This is a genomic window from Alkalithermobacter paradoxus, assembly GCA_002029295.1.
GTDB classification, from domain to species: Bacteria; Bacillota; Clostridia; order Peptostreptococcales; family Peptostreptococcaceae; genus Alkalithermobacter; species Alkalithermobacter paradoxus.
This window is the reverse complement of the sequence record MZGW01000011.1, coordinates 12,911-30,645: the sequence shown is the minus strand read 5'-3', so window position 1 is coordinate 30,645 and position 17,735 is coordinate 12,911. Positions and strand designations below refer to the sequence as shown.

At 30.1% G+C, this 17,735-nt stretch carries 20 protein-coding genes; all 20 read right to left on the bottom strand.

Annotated elements, in window-relative coordinates:
• Positions 1 to 67 precede the first annotated feature (67 nt).
• A complete protein-coding gene (tilS, locus tag CLOTH_RS09600) occupies positions 68 to 1,462 on the bottom strand; it encodes a tRNA lysidine(34) synthetase TilS (protein WP_079413507.1) in 1,395 nt (464 codons plus the stop codon).
• An 11-nt stretch (positions 1,463 to 1,473) separates the two neighbouring features.
• Entirely contained in the window at positions 1,474 to 2,190 is a 717-nt protein-coding gene (locus CLOTH_RS09595; protein WP_079413505.1) for a hypothetical protein, read from the bottom strand.
• Between the two features lie 89 nt (positions 2,191 to 2,279).
• A complete protein-coding gene (locus CLOTH_RS09590) occupies positions 2,280 to 2,441 on the bottom strand; it encodes a DUF1427 family protein (RefSeq protein ID WP_079413503.1) in 162 nt (53 codons plus the stop codon).
• A gap of 18 nt (positions 2,442 to 2,459) precedes the next feature.
• Complete coding sequence (locus CLOTH_RS09585) at positions 2,460 to 2,627, bottom strand: XapX domain-containing protein (protein ID WP_079413501.1); 168 nt, start codon at positions 2,625 to 2,627, stop codon at positions 2,460 to 2,462.
• A gap of 14 nt (positions 2,628 to 2,641) precedes the next feature.
• Positions 2,642 to 3,064, bottom strand: coding sequence for a DUF1934 domain-containing protein (locus CLOTH_RS09580; RefSeq protein WP_079413499.1), 423 nt, complete (start codon positions 3,062 to 3,064; stop codon positions 2,642 to 2,644).
• An 86-nt stretch (positions 3,065 to 3,150) separates the two neighbouring features.
• Positions 3,151 to 3,957: a glutamate racemase gene (gene murI / locus CLOTH_RS09575; protein WP_079413497.1), complete on the bottom strand. Its 807-nt coding sequence runs from the start codon at positions 3,955 to 3,957 to the stop codon at positions 3,151 to 3,153.
• Between the two features lie 3 nt (positions 3,958 to 3,960).
• The gene (locus tag CLOTH_RS09570) at positions 3,961 to 5,046 is read right to left on the bottom strand and encodes a D-alanine--D-alanine ligase (protein ID WP_079413495.1); all 1,086 of its coding nucleotides are present in this window, start codon (positions 5,044 to 5,046) and stop codon (positions 3,961 to 3,963) included.
• 103 nt (positions 5,047 to 5,149) lie between these two features.
• The gene (gene ypeB, locus CLOTH_RS09565; protein ID WP_079413493.1) at positions 5,150 to 6,475 is read right to left on the bottom strand and encodes a germination protein YpeB; all 1,326 of its coding nucleotides are present in this window, start codon (positions 6,473 to 6,475) and stop codon (positions 5,150 to 5,152) included.
• A 12-nt stretch (positions 6,476 to 6,487) separates the two neighbouring features.
• A complete protein-coding gene (gene sleB / locus CLOTH_RS09560) occupies positions 6,488 to 7,174 on the bottom strand; it encodes a spore cortex-lytic enzyme (RefSeq protein WP_079413491.1) in 687 nt (228 codons plus the stop codon).
• Between the two features lie 25 nt (positions 7,175 to 7,199).
• The gene (gene spoIIR / locus CLOTH_RS09555) at positions 7,200 to 7,847 is read right to left on the bottom strand and encodes a stage II sporulation protein R (RefSeq protein WP_079413489.1); all 648 of its coding nucleotides are present in this window, start codon (positions 7,845 to 7,847) and stop codon (positions 7,200 to 7,202) included.
• Between the two features lie 47 nt (positions 7,848 to 7,894).
• The gene (locus CLOTH_RS09550; RefSeq protein ID WP_079413487.1) at positions 7,895 to 9,046 is read right to left on the bottom strand and encodes a Ger(x)C family spore germination protein; all 1,152 of its coding nucleotides are present in this window, start codon (positions 9,044 to 9,046) and stop codon (positions 7,895 to 7,897) included.
• Positions 9,043 to 10,143, bottom strand: a complete 1,101-nt coding sequence (locus CLOTH_RS09545; RefSeq protein WP_079413485.1) for a GerAB/ArcD/ProY family transporter — start codon at positions 10,141 to 10,143, stop codon at positions 9,043 to 9,045. The genes CLOTH_RS09550 and CLOTH_RS09545 overlap by 4 nt, the downstream gene beginning before the upstream one ends.
• Positions 10,140 to 11,669 (bottom strand): spore germination protein, encoded by a 1,530-nt coding sequence (locus tag CLOTH_RS09540; RefSeq protein WP_079413483.1) that lies wholly within the window; start codon positions 11,667 to 11,669, stop codon positions 10,140 to 10,142. The genes CLOTH_RS09545 and CLOTH_RS09540 overlap by 4 nt, the downstream gene beginning before the upstream one ends.
• 5 nt (positions 11,670 to 11,674) lie before the next feature.
• Positions 11,675 to 11,845, bottom strand: a complete 171-nt coding sequence (locus CLOTH_RS10905) for a CLC_0170 family protein (protein WP_408605837.1) — start codon at positions 11,843 to 11,845, stop codon at positions 11,675 to 11,677.
• Positions 11,846 to 11,954: 109 nt separating this feature from the next.
• Positions 11,955 to 12,650 (bottom strand): GntR family transcriptional regulator, encoded by a 696-nt coding sequence (locus tag CLOTH_RS09535; protein WP_079413481.1) that lies wholly within the window; start codon positions 12,648 to 12,650, stop codon positions 11,955 to 11,957.
• Positions 12,622 to 13,497, bottom strand: a complete 876-nt coding sequence (gene ispE / locus CLOTH_RS09530; protein WP_079413479.1) for a 4-(cytidine 5'-diphospho)-2-C-methyl-D-erythritol kinase — start codon at positions 13,495 to 13,497, stop codon at positions 12,622 to 12,624. Before ispE ends, CLOTH_RS09535 begins: the two co-directional genes overlap by 29 nt.
• Positions 13,498 to 13,563: 66 nt before the next feature.
• Entirely contained in the window at positions 13,564 to 15,117 is a 1,554-nt protein-coding gene (locus tag CLOTH_RS09525) for a DUF3794 and LysM peptidoglycan-binding domain-containing protein (protein ID WP_079413477.1), read from the bottom strand.
• A gap of 92 nt (positions 15,118 to 15,209) precedes the next feature.
• Positions 15,210 to 15,485, bottom strand: a complete 276-nt coding sequence (locus tag CLOTH_RS09520) for a Veg family protein (RefSeq protein WP_408605834.1) — start codon at positions 15,483 to 15,485, stop codon at positions 15,210 to 15,212.
• An 86-nt stretch (positions 15,486 to 15,571) separates the two neighbouring features.
• Positions 15,572 to 16,888 carry an N-acetylmuramoyl-L-alanine amidase gene (locus CLOTH_RS09515; protein ID WP_079413473.1) on the bottom strand — a complete coding sequence of 439 codons (1,317 nt, stop codon included), beginning with the start codon at positions 16,886 to 16,888 and terminating at the stop codon, positions 15,572 to 15,574.
• A complete protein-coding gene (gene yabG, locus CLOTH_RS09510; RefSeq protein WP_079413471.1) occupies positions 16,881 to 17,720 on the bottom strand; it encodes a sporulation peptidase YabG in 840 nt (279 codons plus the stop codon). Before yabG ends, CLOTH_RS09515 begins: the two co-directional genes overlap by 8 nt.
• Positions 17,721 to 17,735: the final 15 nt, after the last annotated feature.

Here is a 17,735-nt window from a genome sequence, read left to right as displayed (position 1 = left end):
AGAGTCCTCCTCTCTCGGCTGAATATATTATTTTATTTTATCATACATGTCAACACGGCACAACAAGCTACAACTTCTTAATACTTATCCTCAATACTTTCTTAGTATTAGTATCGATTTTATAATCTTCGCTCATTCTATACCCAACAACCCACATTATACCTTTTTGATCACATAAAATAGGTACTTTATCTCTTTCTTCTTTGCTAACCTTAAAATCAATAAAAATGTCTTTTAACTTTTTAGTCCCCCCTAACCCTAATGCTTTTATTTTATCTCCATTTCTTCTATTTCTAATTTCAAGTTCCCCTGAAATTTTATCGAGATCAAAATACTTTGTATATTTATCATCTGAGCATAAATTAATATCTTCTTTATTTAATATTTTAGTCTCAACTAATGTATTCAATTCTTTTATTTTTATGTATCCACTCTTTGGTATTTTATATGTGTAATTTATAGACTCACTTTTAATTTCTTCATCTGTAAATATTATACTACTGTTCTTTTTATACAGTATTAATCCTTTTGGAAGATTTATTTTTAGATCATTTTTTTCTGTATGAATTAATGCCATAACATCTTCTATATGCTTTTGCTCTATTCCCTTTAAATCTCCAATTACAAAACTAATACATTTTCTTATTATTCTATTTTTAATGGCATTATGAATATGACTAAATGTTTGCGTGTTTATTTTTATAGTTCTTTCGCTTTCTTTCTCGCATAAATTATCGAATGCTTTATTCGCTTCATTATCTATAAAGTCACTATCATCTCTTAATAAGTTTGCCATTCTACATACAGATTCCTTTAAATTAGGATTAAAATTTTCCTCCATATAAGGTATAAGTTTTAGTCTTATTTTGTTTCTTGTATATATATCCTCTAGATTTGTATAATCTATTCTTGGGTTTAGATTGTTATCATAACAATATTTTTCTATTTCTTCTCTTTTTATATCTAGAAGTGGTCTTATTATTGTATTGTCTCTTTTGTATTCTATTCCTTTTAGTCCATCTAGTCCTGTACCTCTCATAATTCTCATAACTACAGTCTCAGCTTGGTCGTCTAAGTTGTGTGCTACTGCTATTTTAGTTGCATTTACTTTTTCTTTTATTTCAAAGAACATATTATATCTTAAAATCCTTGCACCTTCTTCTATAGATAGTCCATTTTCTTGACAGTATTTAGGTACATCTATAGCTCTTATAAAACAAGGGATTTTCATATCATCGCATAAATCTGCACAGTAAATTGCATCTTTTTGTGCCTCTATTCCTCTTATTTTGTGATTAAGGTGAGCTGCATATATTTTTAGAGAATATTCTTCTTTTAGCTCATTTAGCACGTGTAAAAGACAAACTGAATCAGGTCCTCCCGATATCCCTAGAACAATAGTGTCATTATAATCTATTAATTTATGTTTTGTTATAGTTTGTTTTACTTTTTCTAATAGCATATTTTTACCTCTTATAATATAGATTTTAGGTAATAAGTGTATATTTTCTTGTATTTATTTAGGTTCTGTATAGCATTTGTAGAAAATTCACTTCTATATGTACTATTTCTTCTTAGATATTCCACCGTTTCATAGTATCCCATATTATACTCTGTGAATAATCTATGTAAATCACTTTGATACCTTTGACTTAGGTAGTTAAAGTAAAGACCTCTTATGTATGTATTTTTGTATTCTTGACTTTTATTGCTAAGATTTGTATTTATATTTTCTTTATATTCACTGAGTATAATCTTTGTTATATCAGATTCATTTATAAATGTGTGCAAACTCTCAGTAAGTATAGCACAGAGAAAGTAATCATATCTAAAGTGAAAATCATTCATTAAATCTATTATAGCTTGTATCTGTCCATGATTTATATTGCCCATTTTCATCATTTTATAATAAAGTATTTTGTTATCACGACTTAGATTAGATATATAACTTGATGAACTTTCATCAAATATACTCAAATAAGGAATTTCTCTGATTTCTTCTTTAATTTCTTCTATTCTTTTATGGTTTTCATTATATCTTGTTTCGATTTTGAAATTTCTAAATAAATTCGTAAAACTATCTTCTCCATGAAAATTAAGAATTAACACCAATGAAGATGCTATTATAAGCATACTGATAATAGTATTCAAAATTATAAATACTTTCAGTTTGTTTTCACTTATAACCAATTTATCACCTCAAATATCTAAGATACATTATTATCCATATTAAATATAATAACAAATAAAAATTATAAAAGGTAGTGAAAGTTCACTACCTACAAAAATAATTCTGCTATTTTGCTTCCTATCAAAACTCCTAATATACCTACAACTCCTGGAAAGACAGGTGGTGCAGGCAAAGGTAATTTCATTTTTTGAAATATAGCTCCAAGTATAGCTCCTGCAACAGTTGCTTTAATCGCTAACATGATGTCCATTTTTTCACCTTCTTTAATTTATTTTATAAACTTACTTACAATTGCAGCTCCACTCCATACTCCGAATATACCCATGAACGCTTCAAAAGTTGGAGGTGCTGGTAGAGGAAAGTTTAATACTGTAAATATTATTCCAACTATAATTCCTGTAAGCAGCGATGCAAGTACTATTTTTGTGTTTTCCATTTTAGTCACTTCCTTTAATTAACTGTAATATTCATTATATTTTTTCCTTCAAACAGACCTGATATGTTTATATCGTAATTTATATTCACTTCTATTTTCTTTAAATCTTCTTGTACATTTATTTCTATATGTTGAGTTACTATCTCCATCTTTAGATCACCATATGCTGTTTTATATTTAGTTGTGAATCTTTTTCCTTTTTCAAATACCATTTGTGAATTATTATTCCCAAATCTCTTCATAATAACAGATTGATTACCTATCTTAAGTGTTGTAGTAGTTCCATTCATTCCTGATAATTCTGTTTCTTCGTAGGTTATATATATATGTTCATTTTTTAAGAATATTTTGCCTTCAGTTACAAGCTCTATTTCTTCTTGTTCTCCTTTTGAATCTATTTGGATCGTTTTGATTTTTATTATTCTTTTATTATCCATAGCTCCACCTCTTTTGAAAATCCATTTCAAAAAAAATTAGACTACCAACTACGGTAATCTAATTTTTATGTGTGATTATTCTATCATTAATATTTATGAATTTCAACAAGATTTATATTATCTATTTCTTTTTTGAGGAAGTTCTCACCTATTTGTTTAAATTTATCAGGTCCGTCTGATACGTAATACTCATATTTAGGATTATCATTTTGATCTCTAAGTAAATTCTCTTTCATAAGAACATTTTTTAGATCTTTAGCTGTTTCTCTTGCTGGGTTAACAAGTGTTACACTGCTGCCCATCACTTTAGATATAGTATTCATAAGAAGTGGATAGTGTGTGCATCCAAGAACTAAAGCATCTATATTCTTATCTTTCAAGTCATTTAGATATCTACTTGCTGCCATATAAGATATATCTGTATCAGCCCACCCTTCCTCAACTATCGGAACGAATAGCGGACATGGCTTCCCAATTGTATTTATATTAGAATCTATCTTTCCTATTTCAGTTTCATAAGCTTTTGAATTTATAGTTCCTTCAGTACCTATAACCCCTACTCGCTTATTTTTCGTAACATTAACTGCAGTTTTTGCTCCTGCTTCAACAACTCCTATTATCGGCACATCGTATTTTTCCTGTGCTAGCTTTAAACTTCTAGCAGTTGCTGTATTACAAGCTATTACTATAGCTTTTATATTCTTTGTTAACAAGAAATTTATGCACTGAAAAGTATACTTTGTAACTGTTTCTTTTGACCTAGGTCCATAAGGAACTCTAGCAGTATCTCCAAAATAAACTATGTCTTCATTAGGAAGTACTTCCATTATTTCCTTTAGTACAGTAAGTCCTCCTATACCTGAATCGAAGACTCCTATTGGTTTGTTCTCCAATGTTTACACCTCTTTGTTCTTTTTTTGCTCAAATTTTTCTACAGCAAGAGTTATAAGTTTATCTATTAAATCTTTATATTCTATTCCTGATGCTTCCCAAAGTTTTGGATACATACTTATATTAGTGAACCCTGGCATAGTATTTATTTCATTTATATATATTTCAGTAGTATCTTTATCTATAAAGAAATCTACTCTTGCAAGTCCACATCCATCTATTCCTTTGAATGCTTTTATAGCCATATCCTGAACTTTCTTAATAATATCATCGTCTATAGGAGCTGGTATAAGCAATTTTGAAGAAGCATTTATATATTTTGCTTCATAATCATAAAACTCCTTAGCAGGTATTATTTCTCCTACTATAGAAGCTGATACATCTTCATTTCCAAGTACTGATACTTCTATTTCTCTTGCATTTATACCTTCTTCTATAATTACTCTATAATCATATCTAAGAGCTTCATTTATTGCAAGTATAAGTTCGTCTTTATTTTTAGCTTTAGATATTCCAACGCTAGACCCAAGATTTGCAGGTTTTACAAACATTGGGTAATTTATATTTCTTTCTATATTATTTATAGAGTCTTGTACATTTTTAACAAATTCATATCTAGTAACATATTCAAACTTAACTTGCGAAAGTCCCATTTCTTTGAATATTTTTTTGCATATAATTTTATCCATTCCTACACTAGATGATAATACTCCACATCCAACATACGGAATATTACTTATTTCAAATAATCCTTGTATAGAGCCATCTTCTCCATAAGGACCATGAAGAACAGGAAATATTATATCTATCTCATGAAAAACTCCATTTGAAAGACTTATACCTATTTTTTCCCCTTGCGTAGGTATTAAATTTATTTTAGCATCTTTATTTGCTAACTCTACCCATTTTCCATTTTTTATATTTTCACAGCTTCCTTCATAATATAGCCAATTTCCTTCTTTTGTTATCCCTATAGTATATACATTGTATTTTTCCTTATCTATATGATTGTATATAGAAGAAGCAGAAGATAAAGAAACTTCATGTTCTCCAGACTTTCCACCGAATATAATAGCTATATTCTTTTTCATAAATGCACCTTCTCTCAAGATATATTAATTTATATTATATGAAATTTTCACTTTATTGATTATATTCCATTTCAAAAAAAAAATAAAGAAGCACGATGCTTCTTTATATAGTTAATGTTCCATTTTTATTTCTAATAAGCTCTAGTATTTTCATTTGTTTTCCAGTATTAGCATCAACGTATATAAGGAAATCCTTTCCTTCGTATTGAACCTGATATTCGTAGCATAATCTTTCACTTTTACCTTCTGTAGGAATTATCACAAGCTTTGTCTTTGTGATTTTAGATCCCTCAATTATGCTCTTAGCACCTTCTTCTTTAGATATCTTAGGTTTTTCTATATTTCTTTTATAGTGGCTTGTCAAATACCCTCTAGATTCAAAACCTACTATTTCTCCATTATCTAGTGCAACTTTAACTTTTATAAGATCTGGATAAACCGTAACATTTCCTTGCTTATAAGCAAAGTTTATCGTTGTTTCTCCACCTACAGTTAAAGCATACGTAGGAGTCATATTTTTGTATCCCTTTTTTTCTAGGAATTCTTTGGCTTTTTTTAATCCTTCCTGTCTAGAGAGTTTAGGCTCTTTTATTTCTCTTGAATCTATCATTAATTCTACTTTCCCAGCTTTTTCAGTTATAGTTATACTCACTGTTCCCTTTGTGAATACATAACCTGGGATACTTGTATTTTTTATTTTTCCACTATAAACTAAGTCAGATATATTTTTTTCTTTCAGAAACTCTAGTGCTAAACTTTTAGCCTTGTCCTTGTCTACTGTTTCTCCTTCTAATCTAGGCTTTATTTTTCCTATATGTTCTGAGAAAGGACCATCATATATAAGCTCAGGATATTCCTGCATTCTTTCTTCTATCCTTGCAGCGGTTGTTGCTATCATATCGTTATTAACTTTTTTTATTCCTCTTTTTGCCTTTTTAGCTACCTCAAAAGGACTAATCTTTCCTGATGATACATTCTGTGCTAACTCTTGAAGTTCTACTCCTAATTCTTCTGCGTGTGTCTGCAGCTTATATAGCTTTTGTCTTTCTTCATCAGATAGTGCTTTATTGTCTATAGCATTTTTAGCTAGAGCTGTTGCATAGTCTCCAACCTGATTTAAGAATTTTTCTGTCTTGCTAAGTGTCATATGTTCAAATGGAAGCTGTGACATCTTTTCTTGAGCCCAATAACACTGTCCAGTAGTGCTTGTTAAAAGCATTACATTTTGTCTTGTAGATGTACTTACATTTATTTTTGCTAAATCTGCTTGAATATTTTCTACATGACCTACTAAATCAAAGAACATTCTTTGATACTGATTATCTAATTGAGTTCTGTATTCTATCTTTTGTGAATACTCATTTATTCCCCACAAAAGAGATACTATTAAAATTCCAAGTATTATATTAAATCTAGTTTTTGCACTCAAAGTATCACCCCTTTAGTACGGACCTACTGCAAACCAGTGCTTTCCTATCTTCAAAGTAGGTTTTAATCTCCAAATCCATTGACTTGTTGATGTTGCTGGATTCCAAAAATACAATGCTCCTCCAGTTGGATCCCATCCATTGAGTGCATCTCTTGCAGCTCTCATGCAAGACTCTACTGGTTCCATGTTTATTTGTCCATCTGCAACAGCAGTAAATGCTCCTGGCTGATATATAACTGATGCTATTGAATTTGGGAATCTTGAATCTCTTACTCTGTTTAGTATTACAGCTCCTACTGCTACTTGTCCTGTATAAGGCTCTCCTCTTGCTTCTCCTGTTATTGCTCTTGCAAGTAAGTAAACATCATCTGATCTACTTATTCCTCTAGACGCTGGTTGGCTTACAACCATACCTAGAGCTTTTCTAGTTTGTGGTCCTACTATTCCATCTACTTGTAGTCCATTTTTACTTTGGAAGCTTCTAACAGCTAAAAATGTTCTGTATCCATATATTCCGTCTACACTTCCATCGTAATATCCCCATCTTTTTAATTTATCTTGAACTACTCTTACTTCTTCACCTCGTGAACCCCAAAATATATTACCTTGTGCATACGCTATATAATCACTTACAAATATAGTGACTACAGAAAAGCACAGTATGAAAAATATAGATACTACTATAAAGGCTTTTCTCATCTATATTCCTCCTCATTTGATAGTCTTATCTTTCATTTAATGTCACCTGAAAAGCACTATTTCTAACTGCCTCTATTATTTCAACTATTTTGAACTTAAGCTTAACTTCATTTGTATCAACTACAATCATGTTATATTCTTCTTCTGAAAGTACATTTTTAAGATTTTCTTCCGTTTTTTTGTCAGTTATTCCACGGTTTATATCTATGAAGCAAAGTGGAGGAAACATAACGCACCACCAGTTTTGACCAGTACCTTCTCCTACTATAATTTTTAGTGTTTGATAGTTTCCTGCTGGAAGTACTATATTTGAATATCTTCTTGTTGGAAAATTGCTATATCCAAGCTGTGCTCTTACTTTGTACTCCATATTGTTATTTAAAATTTCTTGTCTAGATATCTCTTCTATCTTGTCAATATTGCTTTCTATTATATTTTTGGTTTCTTCTATGCTTTTAGATTCTTCTAGCATAGGCGATAGATACTCTATAACTTTATCTCTTATTTTAAGTTTTAGATCTTGATCTTCTTTAGAATCGCTGTTTGCAATCACGTGAAATCTTATAAGCTTTACTTGGTAGCTGTCCTTGTTTGCGTATATATCTCTTAGATACATTCCTAAAGATGCAAACATTAATATAGGTATAATGATAATAAGTACACTTTTTTTCATAAATTATTCCCCCCTGAATTGTGTTATATTATCATTATTTCCTATTTTTATCTAACTATACCTATTCTTCTAATTTTAGCATCGATTTTTATATTTACTTTCATAGAGCTATAGTACTCATCAAAATCATCAGCTATTTTTTTATAGAGCTTTGGATTAAATTTTCTTATATATCTTTTAACTCCAAATACATCTACTCCATATTCTTTTTGAAGCTTTTCAACTACCGACTCTAATCTACTCATAAGCTTTTTTTCAATCATTTTTTCCATTTCTTTTATTGCTTCATCATCAAGTGTGAATCCTCTTATTCCTATCTTGTGCTGAACTATATCTCCTTCTGACTCAAGCTCTATATTCAAAATTAAATTATCGTTTTTTTCTTCTACTGATAGTTTTTGTTTTGTATTATAAACTTCATAAGAAACCAATGTACCTTTGTATATTATATCTACATCTCCTAATTCTTTGTTTCCTTTTATCATTGAATTGAATCTTGATACTTCTCTATTATCTAGACTTCCCATTAGTTTATTATCTTTTAGTACATATGCTCCTGCAAGCTCTGCACCAGTATTATCTTTATTAGCCTTTATATATGGCCATATAGATGATCCATCTTCATGTATTTGATACATTATTCTGTTGAGTGTTCCATCTACAGCTCTTCCATCTCTCATTTCAAGATCTAATATTCCTTTAAGATACATTCCTATTAGTGGGTACTCTTTAGGCTCTATCTTTACAATTTGAGATGCATCTTCATGTGCTCCTAAAAGAAGTACTTTTCTTGAAAAACTACTTTCTCTTTCTATAGCGTCTAAAGCTTCTCTTACAAGATTGCAATCTTCTAGAAGGCTTTTCCCAAATACTATTACCTTTGTATGATCAAGTGTTATACTAAATGGAGCTTTAGATGTTATTCTTTCTATTATTGATGCAAGATTTGATCCTTTTTCTTCATAATAAAAGCTAGTTTCTGTAACTAGTGGACTTTTTCCTGATATAAGCCCAACATTTGGAACTCTAGTTGAAACCTTTATTCTATCAAGTTCATTTTCTTTTTCATCACCTTCTAATTTATCTATGCCTATTATTAAAGGAAAGCCCCTCTCGTTTATTTCCATCTTATCCCAGCATCCAGTTAGTAGCTGTGTACTTAAAATTATAAAAATCAATAGCATAGCTTTTCTTTTCATATCTTTTTCACCCTCTTTTTTATAAGAAAAACTAAATACAACAAAGTAGGGGTAGCAATTATGAGTATACTTTCTCCTATAACAGCTATTGGGTGAGAAAACATATCATAAACCTGAGCTAAATTACTAGGATAAAGAGCTATAAAATATATTATAGGTGCAAGCAAAAGAACTATGAAATTAGCTTCTCTTAAGCTGAACATATCACATATTAACAAATTTGAACTATACATAGTTAAAACTATACTCATAAATATAAGAATAACCCAAGAAGCCATAACTATTGCATCTAAGTTCTGCATAAATGCCCCTGGAACGTCTACTAACTTTACTAAAGTTAAGGTGGGCCAAACTGTATGAGAAGTTTCAACTTGACCAAACAGGCCAATAGTTACTATAAATATAAATATATAAAGCAAACCAACAGGAATTAGTGTTTTATATTGAATTTCAAATCCTCTAGATGGCCTTGATAAAAATACTCCTATAAGTATCATTATTTCAAATCCTGCAAATGAAAATAAAGTGCTTTGAATTGATGGTATTATCTTAGAAGGATCTGTCTGAAATAATGGAAGTAAATTTGTAATATCAACATGCCTCATTTCAGGAATTAATACTAATACTATAGGAATTATGCTAAGTGGAATAAATATTTGAGATAATCTTGCTATAGATTCTATACCACTTCTTATTGCATATATACAAACTATTAACATAGTTATTATTATAACTTCTGTAGGTGTATTTCTTAGCATATACATCTTTGTAACTTCTGCTAATATCCTGAATATCAATCCACCTAGCAATGTATATTGCATAGTTAATATAATCGCTAGTATATACGCTATTGGCTTAGTCAGGAGTATAGATGATATTTCCATAAAGCTTCTGTTTGGAAAGTAACTTACAACCTTATACAGAAAATATCCTAATATTATACTTAATAGTGTAGATATAATCAGGATAAATAAACCATCTCCACCAACTTCATCTACTAAGTTTCTTGGAAGAGTTAGTGTTCCAGCTCCAATTATGCATATCATAAGAAATGTAATGGCTTGTGATGTCGTTATTTTTTCTTTACTGGAAATCATCTATCGATATCATCCTCTCCGTATTGTTCTTTTCTTTTATCATTTAATCTATTTAGGTTCTTAATTCCAAATGACTTTGGTCTAAGCTTCATAGATTGTGTAGGTGCTCTAAATATTGTATCTTTAAGGTCAGTAAAGTGCTCACCCATGGCAGTAAATGGCTCAAGATATGGAATTCCAAAACTCTTTAGATTAGCTAAATGAATTGATATAGCTAAAAAACCAAGCATTATACCGTATAATCCAAGTATAGATGCTAAAATCATAAATATAAATCTTAATATCCTAAATCCTATTGCCATATTATAGCTAGGAGTCGCAAATGATGATATTGCAGTAATTGCAACTATTATAACCATAAGTGGACTTACAATACCTGCCTCAACTGCTGCCTGACCTATTACAAGACCTCCTACTATACCAATAGTAGATCCTATTGGACCTGGAAGTCTTATTCCTGCTTCTCTTAAAAGTTCTAGTGTTCCTTCCATTAATAGTGCTTCTGTAAATGCTGGAAAAGGAACTCCCATTCTAGTTCCTGCAACGTAAAGTGCAAGTCCTGTTGGCATCATTCCCGGGTGATAAGAGGTTACTGCTATATAAAGTGCAGGAAGAAAAAGTGATGCAGTTGTTGCAAATACTCTAAGAGCCCTTATTATTGTAGATATTATCCATCTTTCGTAGTAATCTTCTGGAGATTGTAAAAATGTGTTAAGAGTACTTGGCACAATAAGTGCAAATGGAGTATTATCAACCATTATAGCAACTCTTCCTTCATATAATGCTGCTGCTACAACGTCAGGTCTTTCTGTATTTTGTATCTGAGGAAATAAGCTAAGCCAGTTATCTTCTATAAGCTGCTCAACATCTCCACTTTCTTTTATTGATGTTACGTCTATAGTATTTAGTCTATCTTCTACTCTTTTTAGCACTCTTTCATTTACCAAGTCCTCTATATACATTATTACTGTATCTGTCTTAGATCTTTCTCCTAGAGATATCGTCTTTATCTTAAGATTAGTATCTCTAATTCTTCTTCTTACTAAAGATGTATTTACTCTCAAAGTTTCTGTAAATCCATCTCTTGGACCTCTTATAACAGTTTCTGTTTGAGGCTCTGAAACAGATCTACTAGGCCAACCTCTTGAAGCTATAACTATCATTTCTTTTACTTTATCTATCAAAAGAACTGTTTCACCAGATAGTATGTTGTCTATTGCTTCATTTATATCTTCTATTTCTTTTATGTCTGTTATTGCTATTGTCTTGTTTTTTATAAGTTCTTTTATATCTTCTTTTATTTCATTTGGCTGTGCAATTCTAGAGTCTATTATCAGATTACTAAGTGTAAAGTCGCTTATAGATAATCTGTCAGCAAGTCCATCTATGTAAATTAGTGCCATCTTACATTCTTTATCTACACCTACTTCAAACTCTCTTACAACTAAATCAGAACAGTCTTTAAATTTATCTTTTATAAATTCTATCTTAGAACTTATTGGCTCTGATTCTTTAATTATTCTCAACTAAATCACCTCCAAAAGCTTGTATATATTAAATATCCAATAGCTCCAATAGAATATGTTATTCCAAGGACTTTGGCTATCTTGTACTCTTTACTTAATCCTTTCTTTTTTAGTGAGTTTGCATCCCAAAAGTATAAAAATAAACCACTGAACAAAATAAGGAAAAAACTATACATATTTATCATCTCCATACTAAATAAATCCTTTTGTATACTTAATTTTCCCAAATTATCTTTTATTATGAATATAAATTTATGCAAAAAAATAAGGCCTAAATTAAGGACCTTATTTTTTTCTTCTAAATCTTTCTATTATGAAGTTTTGTGCATTCTCTATATGGTGCATAGCATGTCTCATAGCCCCTTCAGAATCTCTTTTTATTATTGATTCTAATATCTGTCTATGTTCTTCTCCTAGTGCCTTTGATGTGTCAAAATCAGATATATAAGTAATTCTAAATCTATGAACTTGTTCTCTTAAAGAGTTATTTATTTGTATAAGCTTTTGGTTATTAGTGGATTTAAATATAAGATCGTGAAAATCCACATCTCTTTGAATTACCCCTTCTGTATCTTGTTTTTCTAGGCTTTTCTTAAATTCGTATGATATTACTTCAAGCTTTTCTATATCCTCATCACTCATTCTATCAGCTGCAAGAGAAGCTGCAAGACCTTCAAGGGCTGATCTAATTTCTAATACATCTATTATATCTTTTAGTGATACATCTGCAACATAAGCACCCTTTCTTGGAATCATTACAACAAGTCCTTCAAGTTCTAACTTTCTTATAGTTTCTCTTACAGGAGTTCTACTTACCCCTAACTGCTCTGCAAGTTGCACTTCCATAAGTCTTTGTCCTGGTTCTAATTTTCCACTTAATATAGCTTCTCTTAAATATTCAAATACTATTTCTCTCAAAGGTTTATAATTTTCAAGTTTTAATTTTTCAAGTTTATCGTTCAATTTCAATTCCTCCCCCATAAGGCTTAACTAAATATGTTTCTTCATGTATTAATTTTAGATTTTCTTTTGCGTACTGTCCCTTCTCATAGTCATCAAATATTCCAAACACAGTAGGTCCACTTCCGCTCATCATACTTCCCAAAGCTTTATACTTTATCATCTTATTTTTTATCTCTGATATTACAGGATACTTTTTCTCTGTAACACTTTCTAATACATTCTCCATATTAGTGCATAAACCTTTTATATCTTCTTTATTTATATAATCTAGTAGCATCTGTGTATCTGGTCTTTTTCTAACTTTTGACATATCAAGATTTGTGTATACATCTTTGGTTGAAACGAATATATTCGGTTTACATATAAGTATATGAGTATCTTTAAGCCCTTTTATTTTTGTTAGCTTTTCACCTATACCTTGTGCAAGAGCTGCTCCTCCCATTATACAAAATGGTACATCAGCACCTAGACTTAGTCCTAAATCCATAAGTTCATCTTCTCTTAAATTTAAATTCCAAATATTATTAAGACCAACTAAAACTGCAGCACCATTAGAACTTCCTCCAGCCATTCCAGCAGCCACTGGTATATTTTTATGGAGATTTATTTTAACTCCAGTTTTTATGTTAAACTTTTGTTTAACTAAACTAGCAGCTTTATACATTATATTACTTTCATCTAATGGTACATTTTTGTTTTCACTTTGTATTATTATTTTATCTTCTTTTATTTCTTCTATTTGAATGTTGTCATAAAGATCTATGCTTTGCATTATCATTTCTACTAAATGATATCCATCTTCTCTTTTTCCAACCACATCTATACTTAAATTTATTTTTGCCCTAGACTTTAATTTGATCACCATAATGCCTCCTTATATCGTATCACATTATATTATACTATAAATCAAAAAAAAATATAGGGCAAAGCCCTATATTTCACAAACTACTTTCTTTTCGATTATCAAACATTGACCTTCTTTTAATACAGCATCAACTGATAATTCGTTAGTGCTAGCTATTTCTTCTAAAGTTGCATTGTATCTTTTAGCAACATCCCAAAGAGTTTCTCCCTCTCTACTTATATATATAGTTATACTAGCTCTTTTGCTCGGATCTACAGTTTCTTGAAGCTCTCCATTTACTAAGAATCTATATTTTTTATCTTCTTGTATTTCATATGAGCAAAATCCTTTTATTTGAACTTCTATTTCGTCTTTTGATATGCTATAACTTAAACTACTTACTTGAACCTTGTTATTAGCTCTCATTCCTTCTTTGCACTTTTCTATATCTATAATGTGTTTGAAAGGAATTTCTTCATGCATACTATAAATAGGTCTTAATCCTTCTTCAGGTATATAATCTATATTTAATGATGTAACTCCTTCTATTATGTTTTTTCCATCTAAAACTAAATTACCTGTAACTAGTATATCGCATTGTAAATTTACAATTTCCTTAATTTGAATATCTTCTCTATCTTTTACTACTGTTTCTTTTATTAGGAAGTTGTCTGTTCCTGTAGATACTAGCGTATTTAATGCTATATCCTTTTGCTCTAGCTTAATTCCTCTATGTGGGCAATAAGCATCTTGCAAAATTTCTTTAATTACTGTTTCTGATATTTTAGTTTTTGATCTTACAGAAGCTTCAATTTCTAGTGCAGATATCTTTCCTTCCTCATTTCCTCTTAAATTGAAGTTAAATTCTGTTAGATTAACTACTGTATCTTCTCTCATTCCATCGTAAGCCCCTGGAACTTCTATGAACTGAGTAAAGTCTATATTACTTTTATTTAGCTTTATTACATTTCCATCAGTAGATAAAAATACAGGAGCAACTTCAAGTACGCCACCTAATATAACTTTGTTATCTGAAATTCTTGTTTCTCTTAAAACAACCCTAGGACTTAATGATACTACATCGCTTATATCTCCTATATTTTGATCTATGTGTATAGTTTCTTTAACTGTGCTTTCTCCAGATTCTATTCCAACTATATTTTCATACTCTATATCTTTTCTGTAGCTTTGAACGTCTTCTAAATCGCTTATTTGTCTTATAATGTCTATTTTTTCTCTTTCAAATAATGCTCCTTTTACATTTGCTACAGCTGCTAATTTTAATTTTCTTTCATTTGATATATTACAATCTATGTGTTCTATTTCTGTATCTAGTAAGCTTCTCATTCCAATCTTTACATATTCCTTTTCTATAGCTTGATTAAAATCGGTTTTTCCCATCAAGCTTACTACTTTTCTACTTTGAGTTAAATATACTATGTTGTAATTTAAGTCTCCTCTTAGTATTATCTTCCCTTCCATTATATCTTCTTTCTTTAAAGATATGTATCCTTCTGCTTTAACTATCTCAAATACATCATCCTTTGAGTCTGGAACCACTACATCCCACTCTAAAAAAGTCTTGTGTGTTCCAAAGTCAACTCTATTGTCTACTTTTATAGTATCTTTAATTAATTCCATGTATATCCCCCCCTATAATATATATATTAACTCATGTTACATTTTATTTTAGAAAGTAAAAAAAAATTCCACCAAATTAAATGGCAGAATTTTTATGATACATTACTATTGTTGTGATTTTTGTAAAGTTGTAATTTTACTGTAGAAGTTAATACATCTGAATAGCTATATGAAACTCTAGTCGGGTTATTATTTGAATCGTCAATTCTTACTACAAAAATACTTGGATAAGTATTTTCTATTACTCCTTGCCTTATTACAATTTTCTTTCTACCTTTGTTAGCCTTTAGAATTATTCTTTCTCCTAAATGCTTTTCGATGTTTTTTCTTATTCTGTCTAAAGTATGTTTGGTAGCCAAAAAAATCACCTTCTTCTTTGTGATATGTTTACATAATATCACATTTTGACTCTTTTGTAAATATATAAATGTATTATTTTATACATTTTTAACACTCATGTCAACATTTTATTGCAATAATATTTCAAAATACCTTCGCATATTGATTCTGATAATTTTTGTATAAATTCATCATTAGATAAATTTGATTTTTCACTTTCATTGGATAAATATCCTATTTCAAAATATAATCCACTTATTCTGCATTCTCTTAGTATATAAAAATTCCCCTCTTTTACACCTCTATTTTTTATACCTGTAGTTTTTGATATAGAATCCATTATAACTTTCCCTAAATTTTCTGCATTTGTATCTCCCCAGTAACAAAAAGCTTCTGCACCATTTATACTTTCAAATTTTGATTTGTTTACATGTATACTTATAAGTATCTCGTGTTTATCTTCCTTAGATTTTTTTATTCTTTCATCTAAAGATAAATACTCATCATTTTCTCTACTAAGGTTTGCTATCATACCGTATTTTTTAAGTTCATTTCTTAGCTTTATACTAAGATTTAAGGTAATATCTTTTTCTCTTAATCCATCTTCTGTACAGTTTCCACTGTCATGTCCTCCGTGCCCTGGGTCTATAAATATTTTTTTACCCTTTAGTGGAAATTTGGAATTAAATTCTTCTACTGTACATATATTTATATTAGTGTAGTAGTAGTTTAAAATTTGATCAAAATTCCAATTGTTCTTTGCCTTTTCATTTGCTCCATATTGGCATAACCCAAGACCGTTTCCTGATCCTTTGATATATAGTGTTATTTGAGAAGGCCTAAATCCGAATCTAGTACAATCTAAATTTAGAATATTTATAAAATCTACAGGATCTATACTATTTCCAAAAACCTCCAAAACCTCTATTCTATCGCTATCATCTTTTTTAATAACTTTTAATACCTTATCTATATTAAATACAGTTATTTTATCTAATGGTAGTGAATATCCGAATTTTTGTGCTAATTCTTCTATGTGTAAGTTAATTTGCGTAGTGAAAGTTTCACATCTTTTACACTCTTCACAAGTTACTTTTCTTAAATAGTCTATCTTTCTATTTAATACGCTTTCACTATTTTGGGTACTTCCTCCACACGATATATGGTAATGAGCTATTATAGGATTATCTTTAATCATAATAATTAAGTTTTGAGTATCCTCTACTGCTTTATAGGCTTTAGGGTGTATATCTTCTTTATCTACGTTGTTGTATATATGTTCTCCATCTTTTATTTTTCTAAATAGTATTGTTCTTTCTATTATAGCTTGACACTTTAAGGCTTCTTCATGGTAGTCTAAAGGAATATTTCTAGAAACCATATACGCTATCAAATCTTTATATATACTATCCATAGACTCACTTTTAATCATATGGAGATTTTGGCATTCCCATTCTGTATTTTCCTCTAGTTTCTAGCCCACCTACCCCTTTAGTTCCAGTTATTGTACTTTCTAATATTTCCTTAAGTGATAATACAGTATTTATTCTTGAATATGCTATTTTTTCTACCACAAATACAGGATCTAAACAATGTATAAGTATCCTGTGTGGTGAACTTGCAAAATTTGCTCCATTTTTTAGTAATGCCTCAAAGTGCGATTGACAAGCCCCTGCAAATATTACTAAATCGTCCATATGTGGTTCATACTTTCTAGCTTCTTGAACAGCTTTTATAAAGTTTTGTGAGTTTCTATAATTTGATACATCTTTGAAATCTCCGGAAAAATTTAGTATAGAATCATGGCCTGTAACAACTAATATATCAGGTGAATGCTCATTCAAAAGAGATTTTATAACTTTATGCTGATCTCCTTCTGCAACTACCATTCCTACTGCCTGTATTTGAAGCTTTTGGTATGCTTCAAGACATATCTTCATATACTCAGCATCTCCATCTAAGTGGAGTACTTTCCCGGGATTACCAAACCCTTCAGTATTTCTACTATATCTTCTATTTCTATCTGTTCTCTCCTTTATCACCTTTTCAAATAGTGCTTCTATTCTTTTGCTAAAAACGTAGTTTCCCGCTTCATCCTCTCTTACTTCTTCTAAGTCATCTATAGGAGAGTCTGCTAGTAATCTAAAGTTAATCCCTTTCAGTACTACATTTCTTCTTCCTTTTTCATCTTCTAAAACATCTATTATACGAAATAATACGTCTTTTCCATGCGATTTTCTAACAACTAAGTCCCCTTTTTTCACTATTTATCCCCCCTT

Bases quoted from the DNA above. Each gene is read 5' to 3' on its own strand.
- CLOTH_RS09525 (WP_079413477.1), bottom strand. From the start codon at position 15,117: ATGGAATTAATTAAAGATACTATAAAAGTAGACAATAGAGTTGACTTT.
- CLOTH_RS09535 (WP_079413481.1), bottom strand. From the start codon at position 12,650: ATGGGGGAGGAATTGAAATTGAACGATAAACTTGAAAAATTAAAACTT.
- CLOTH_RS09515 (WP_079413473.1), bottom strand. From the start codon at position 16,888: ATGATTAAAAGTGAGTCTATGGATAGTATATATAAAGATTTGATAGCG.
- CLOTH_RS09585 (WP_079413501.1), bottom strand. From the start codon at position 2,627: ATGGAAAACACAAAAATAGTACTTGCATCGCTGCTTACAGGAATTATA.
- tilS (WP_079413507.1), bottom strand. From the start codon at position 1,462: ATGCTATTAGAAAAAGTAAAACAAACTATAACAAAACATAAATTAATA.
- sleB (WP_079413491.1), bottom strand. From the start codon at position 7,174: ATGAGAAAAGCCTTTATAGTAGTATCTATATTTTTCATACTGTGCTTT.
- CLOTH_RS09580 (WP_079413499.1), bottom strand. From the start codon at position 3,064: ATGGATAATAAAAGAATAATAAAAATCAAAACGATCCAAATAGATTCA.
- CLOTH_RS10905 (WP_408605837.1), bottom strand. From the start codon at position 11,845: ATGTATAGTTTTTTCCTTATTTTGTTCAGTGGTTTATTTTTATACTTT.
- CLOTH_RS09545 (WP_079413485.1), bottom strand. From the start codon at position 10,143: ATGATTTCCAGTAAAGAAAAAATAACGACATCACAAGCCATTACATTT.
- spoIIR (WP_079413489.1), bottom strand. From the start codon at position 7,847: ATGAAAAAAAGTGTACTTATTATCATTATACCTATATTAATGTTTGCA.
- CLOTH_RS09550 (WP_079413487.1), bottom strand. From the start codon at position 9,046: ATGAAAAGAAAAGCTATGCTATTGATTTTTATAATTTTAAGTACACAG.
- CLOTH_RS09570 (WP_079413495.1), bottom strand. From the start codon at position 5,046: ATGAAAAAGAATATAGCTATTATATTCGGTGGAAAGTCTGGAGAACAT.
- ispE (WP_079413479.1), bottom strand. From the start codon at position 13,497: ATGGTGATCAAATTAAAGTCTAGGGCAAAAATAAATTTAAGTATAGAT.
- CLOTH_RS09590 (WP_079413503.1), bottom strand. From the start codon at position 2,441: ATGGACATCATGTTAGCGATTAAAGCAACTGTTGCAGGAGCTATACTT.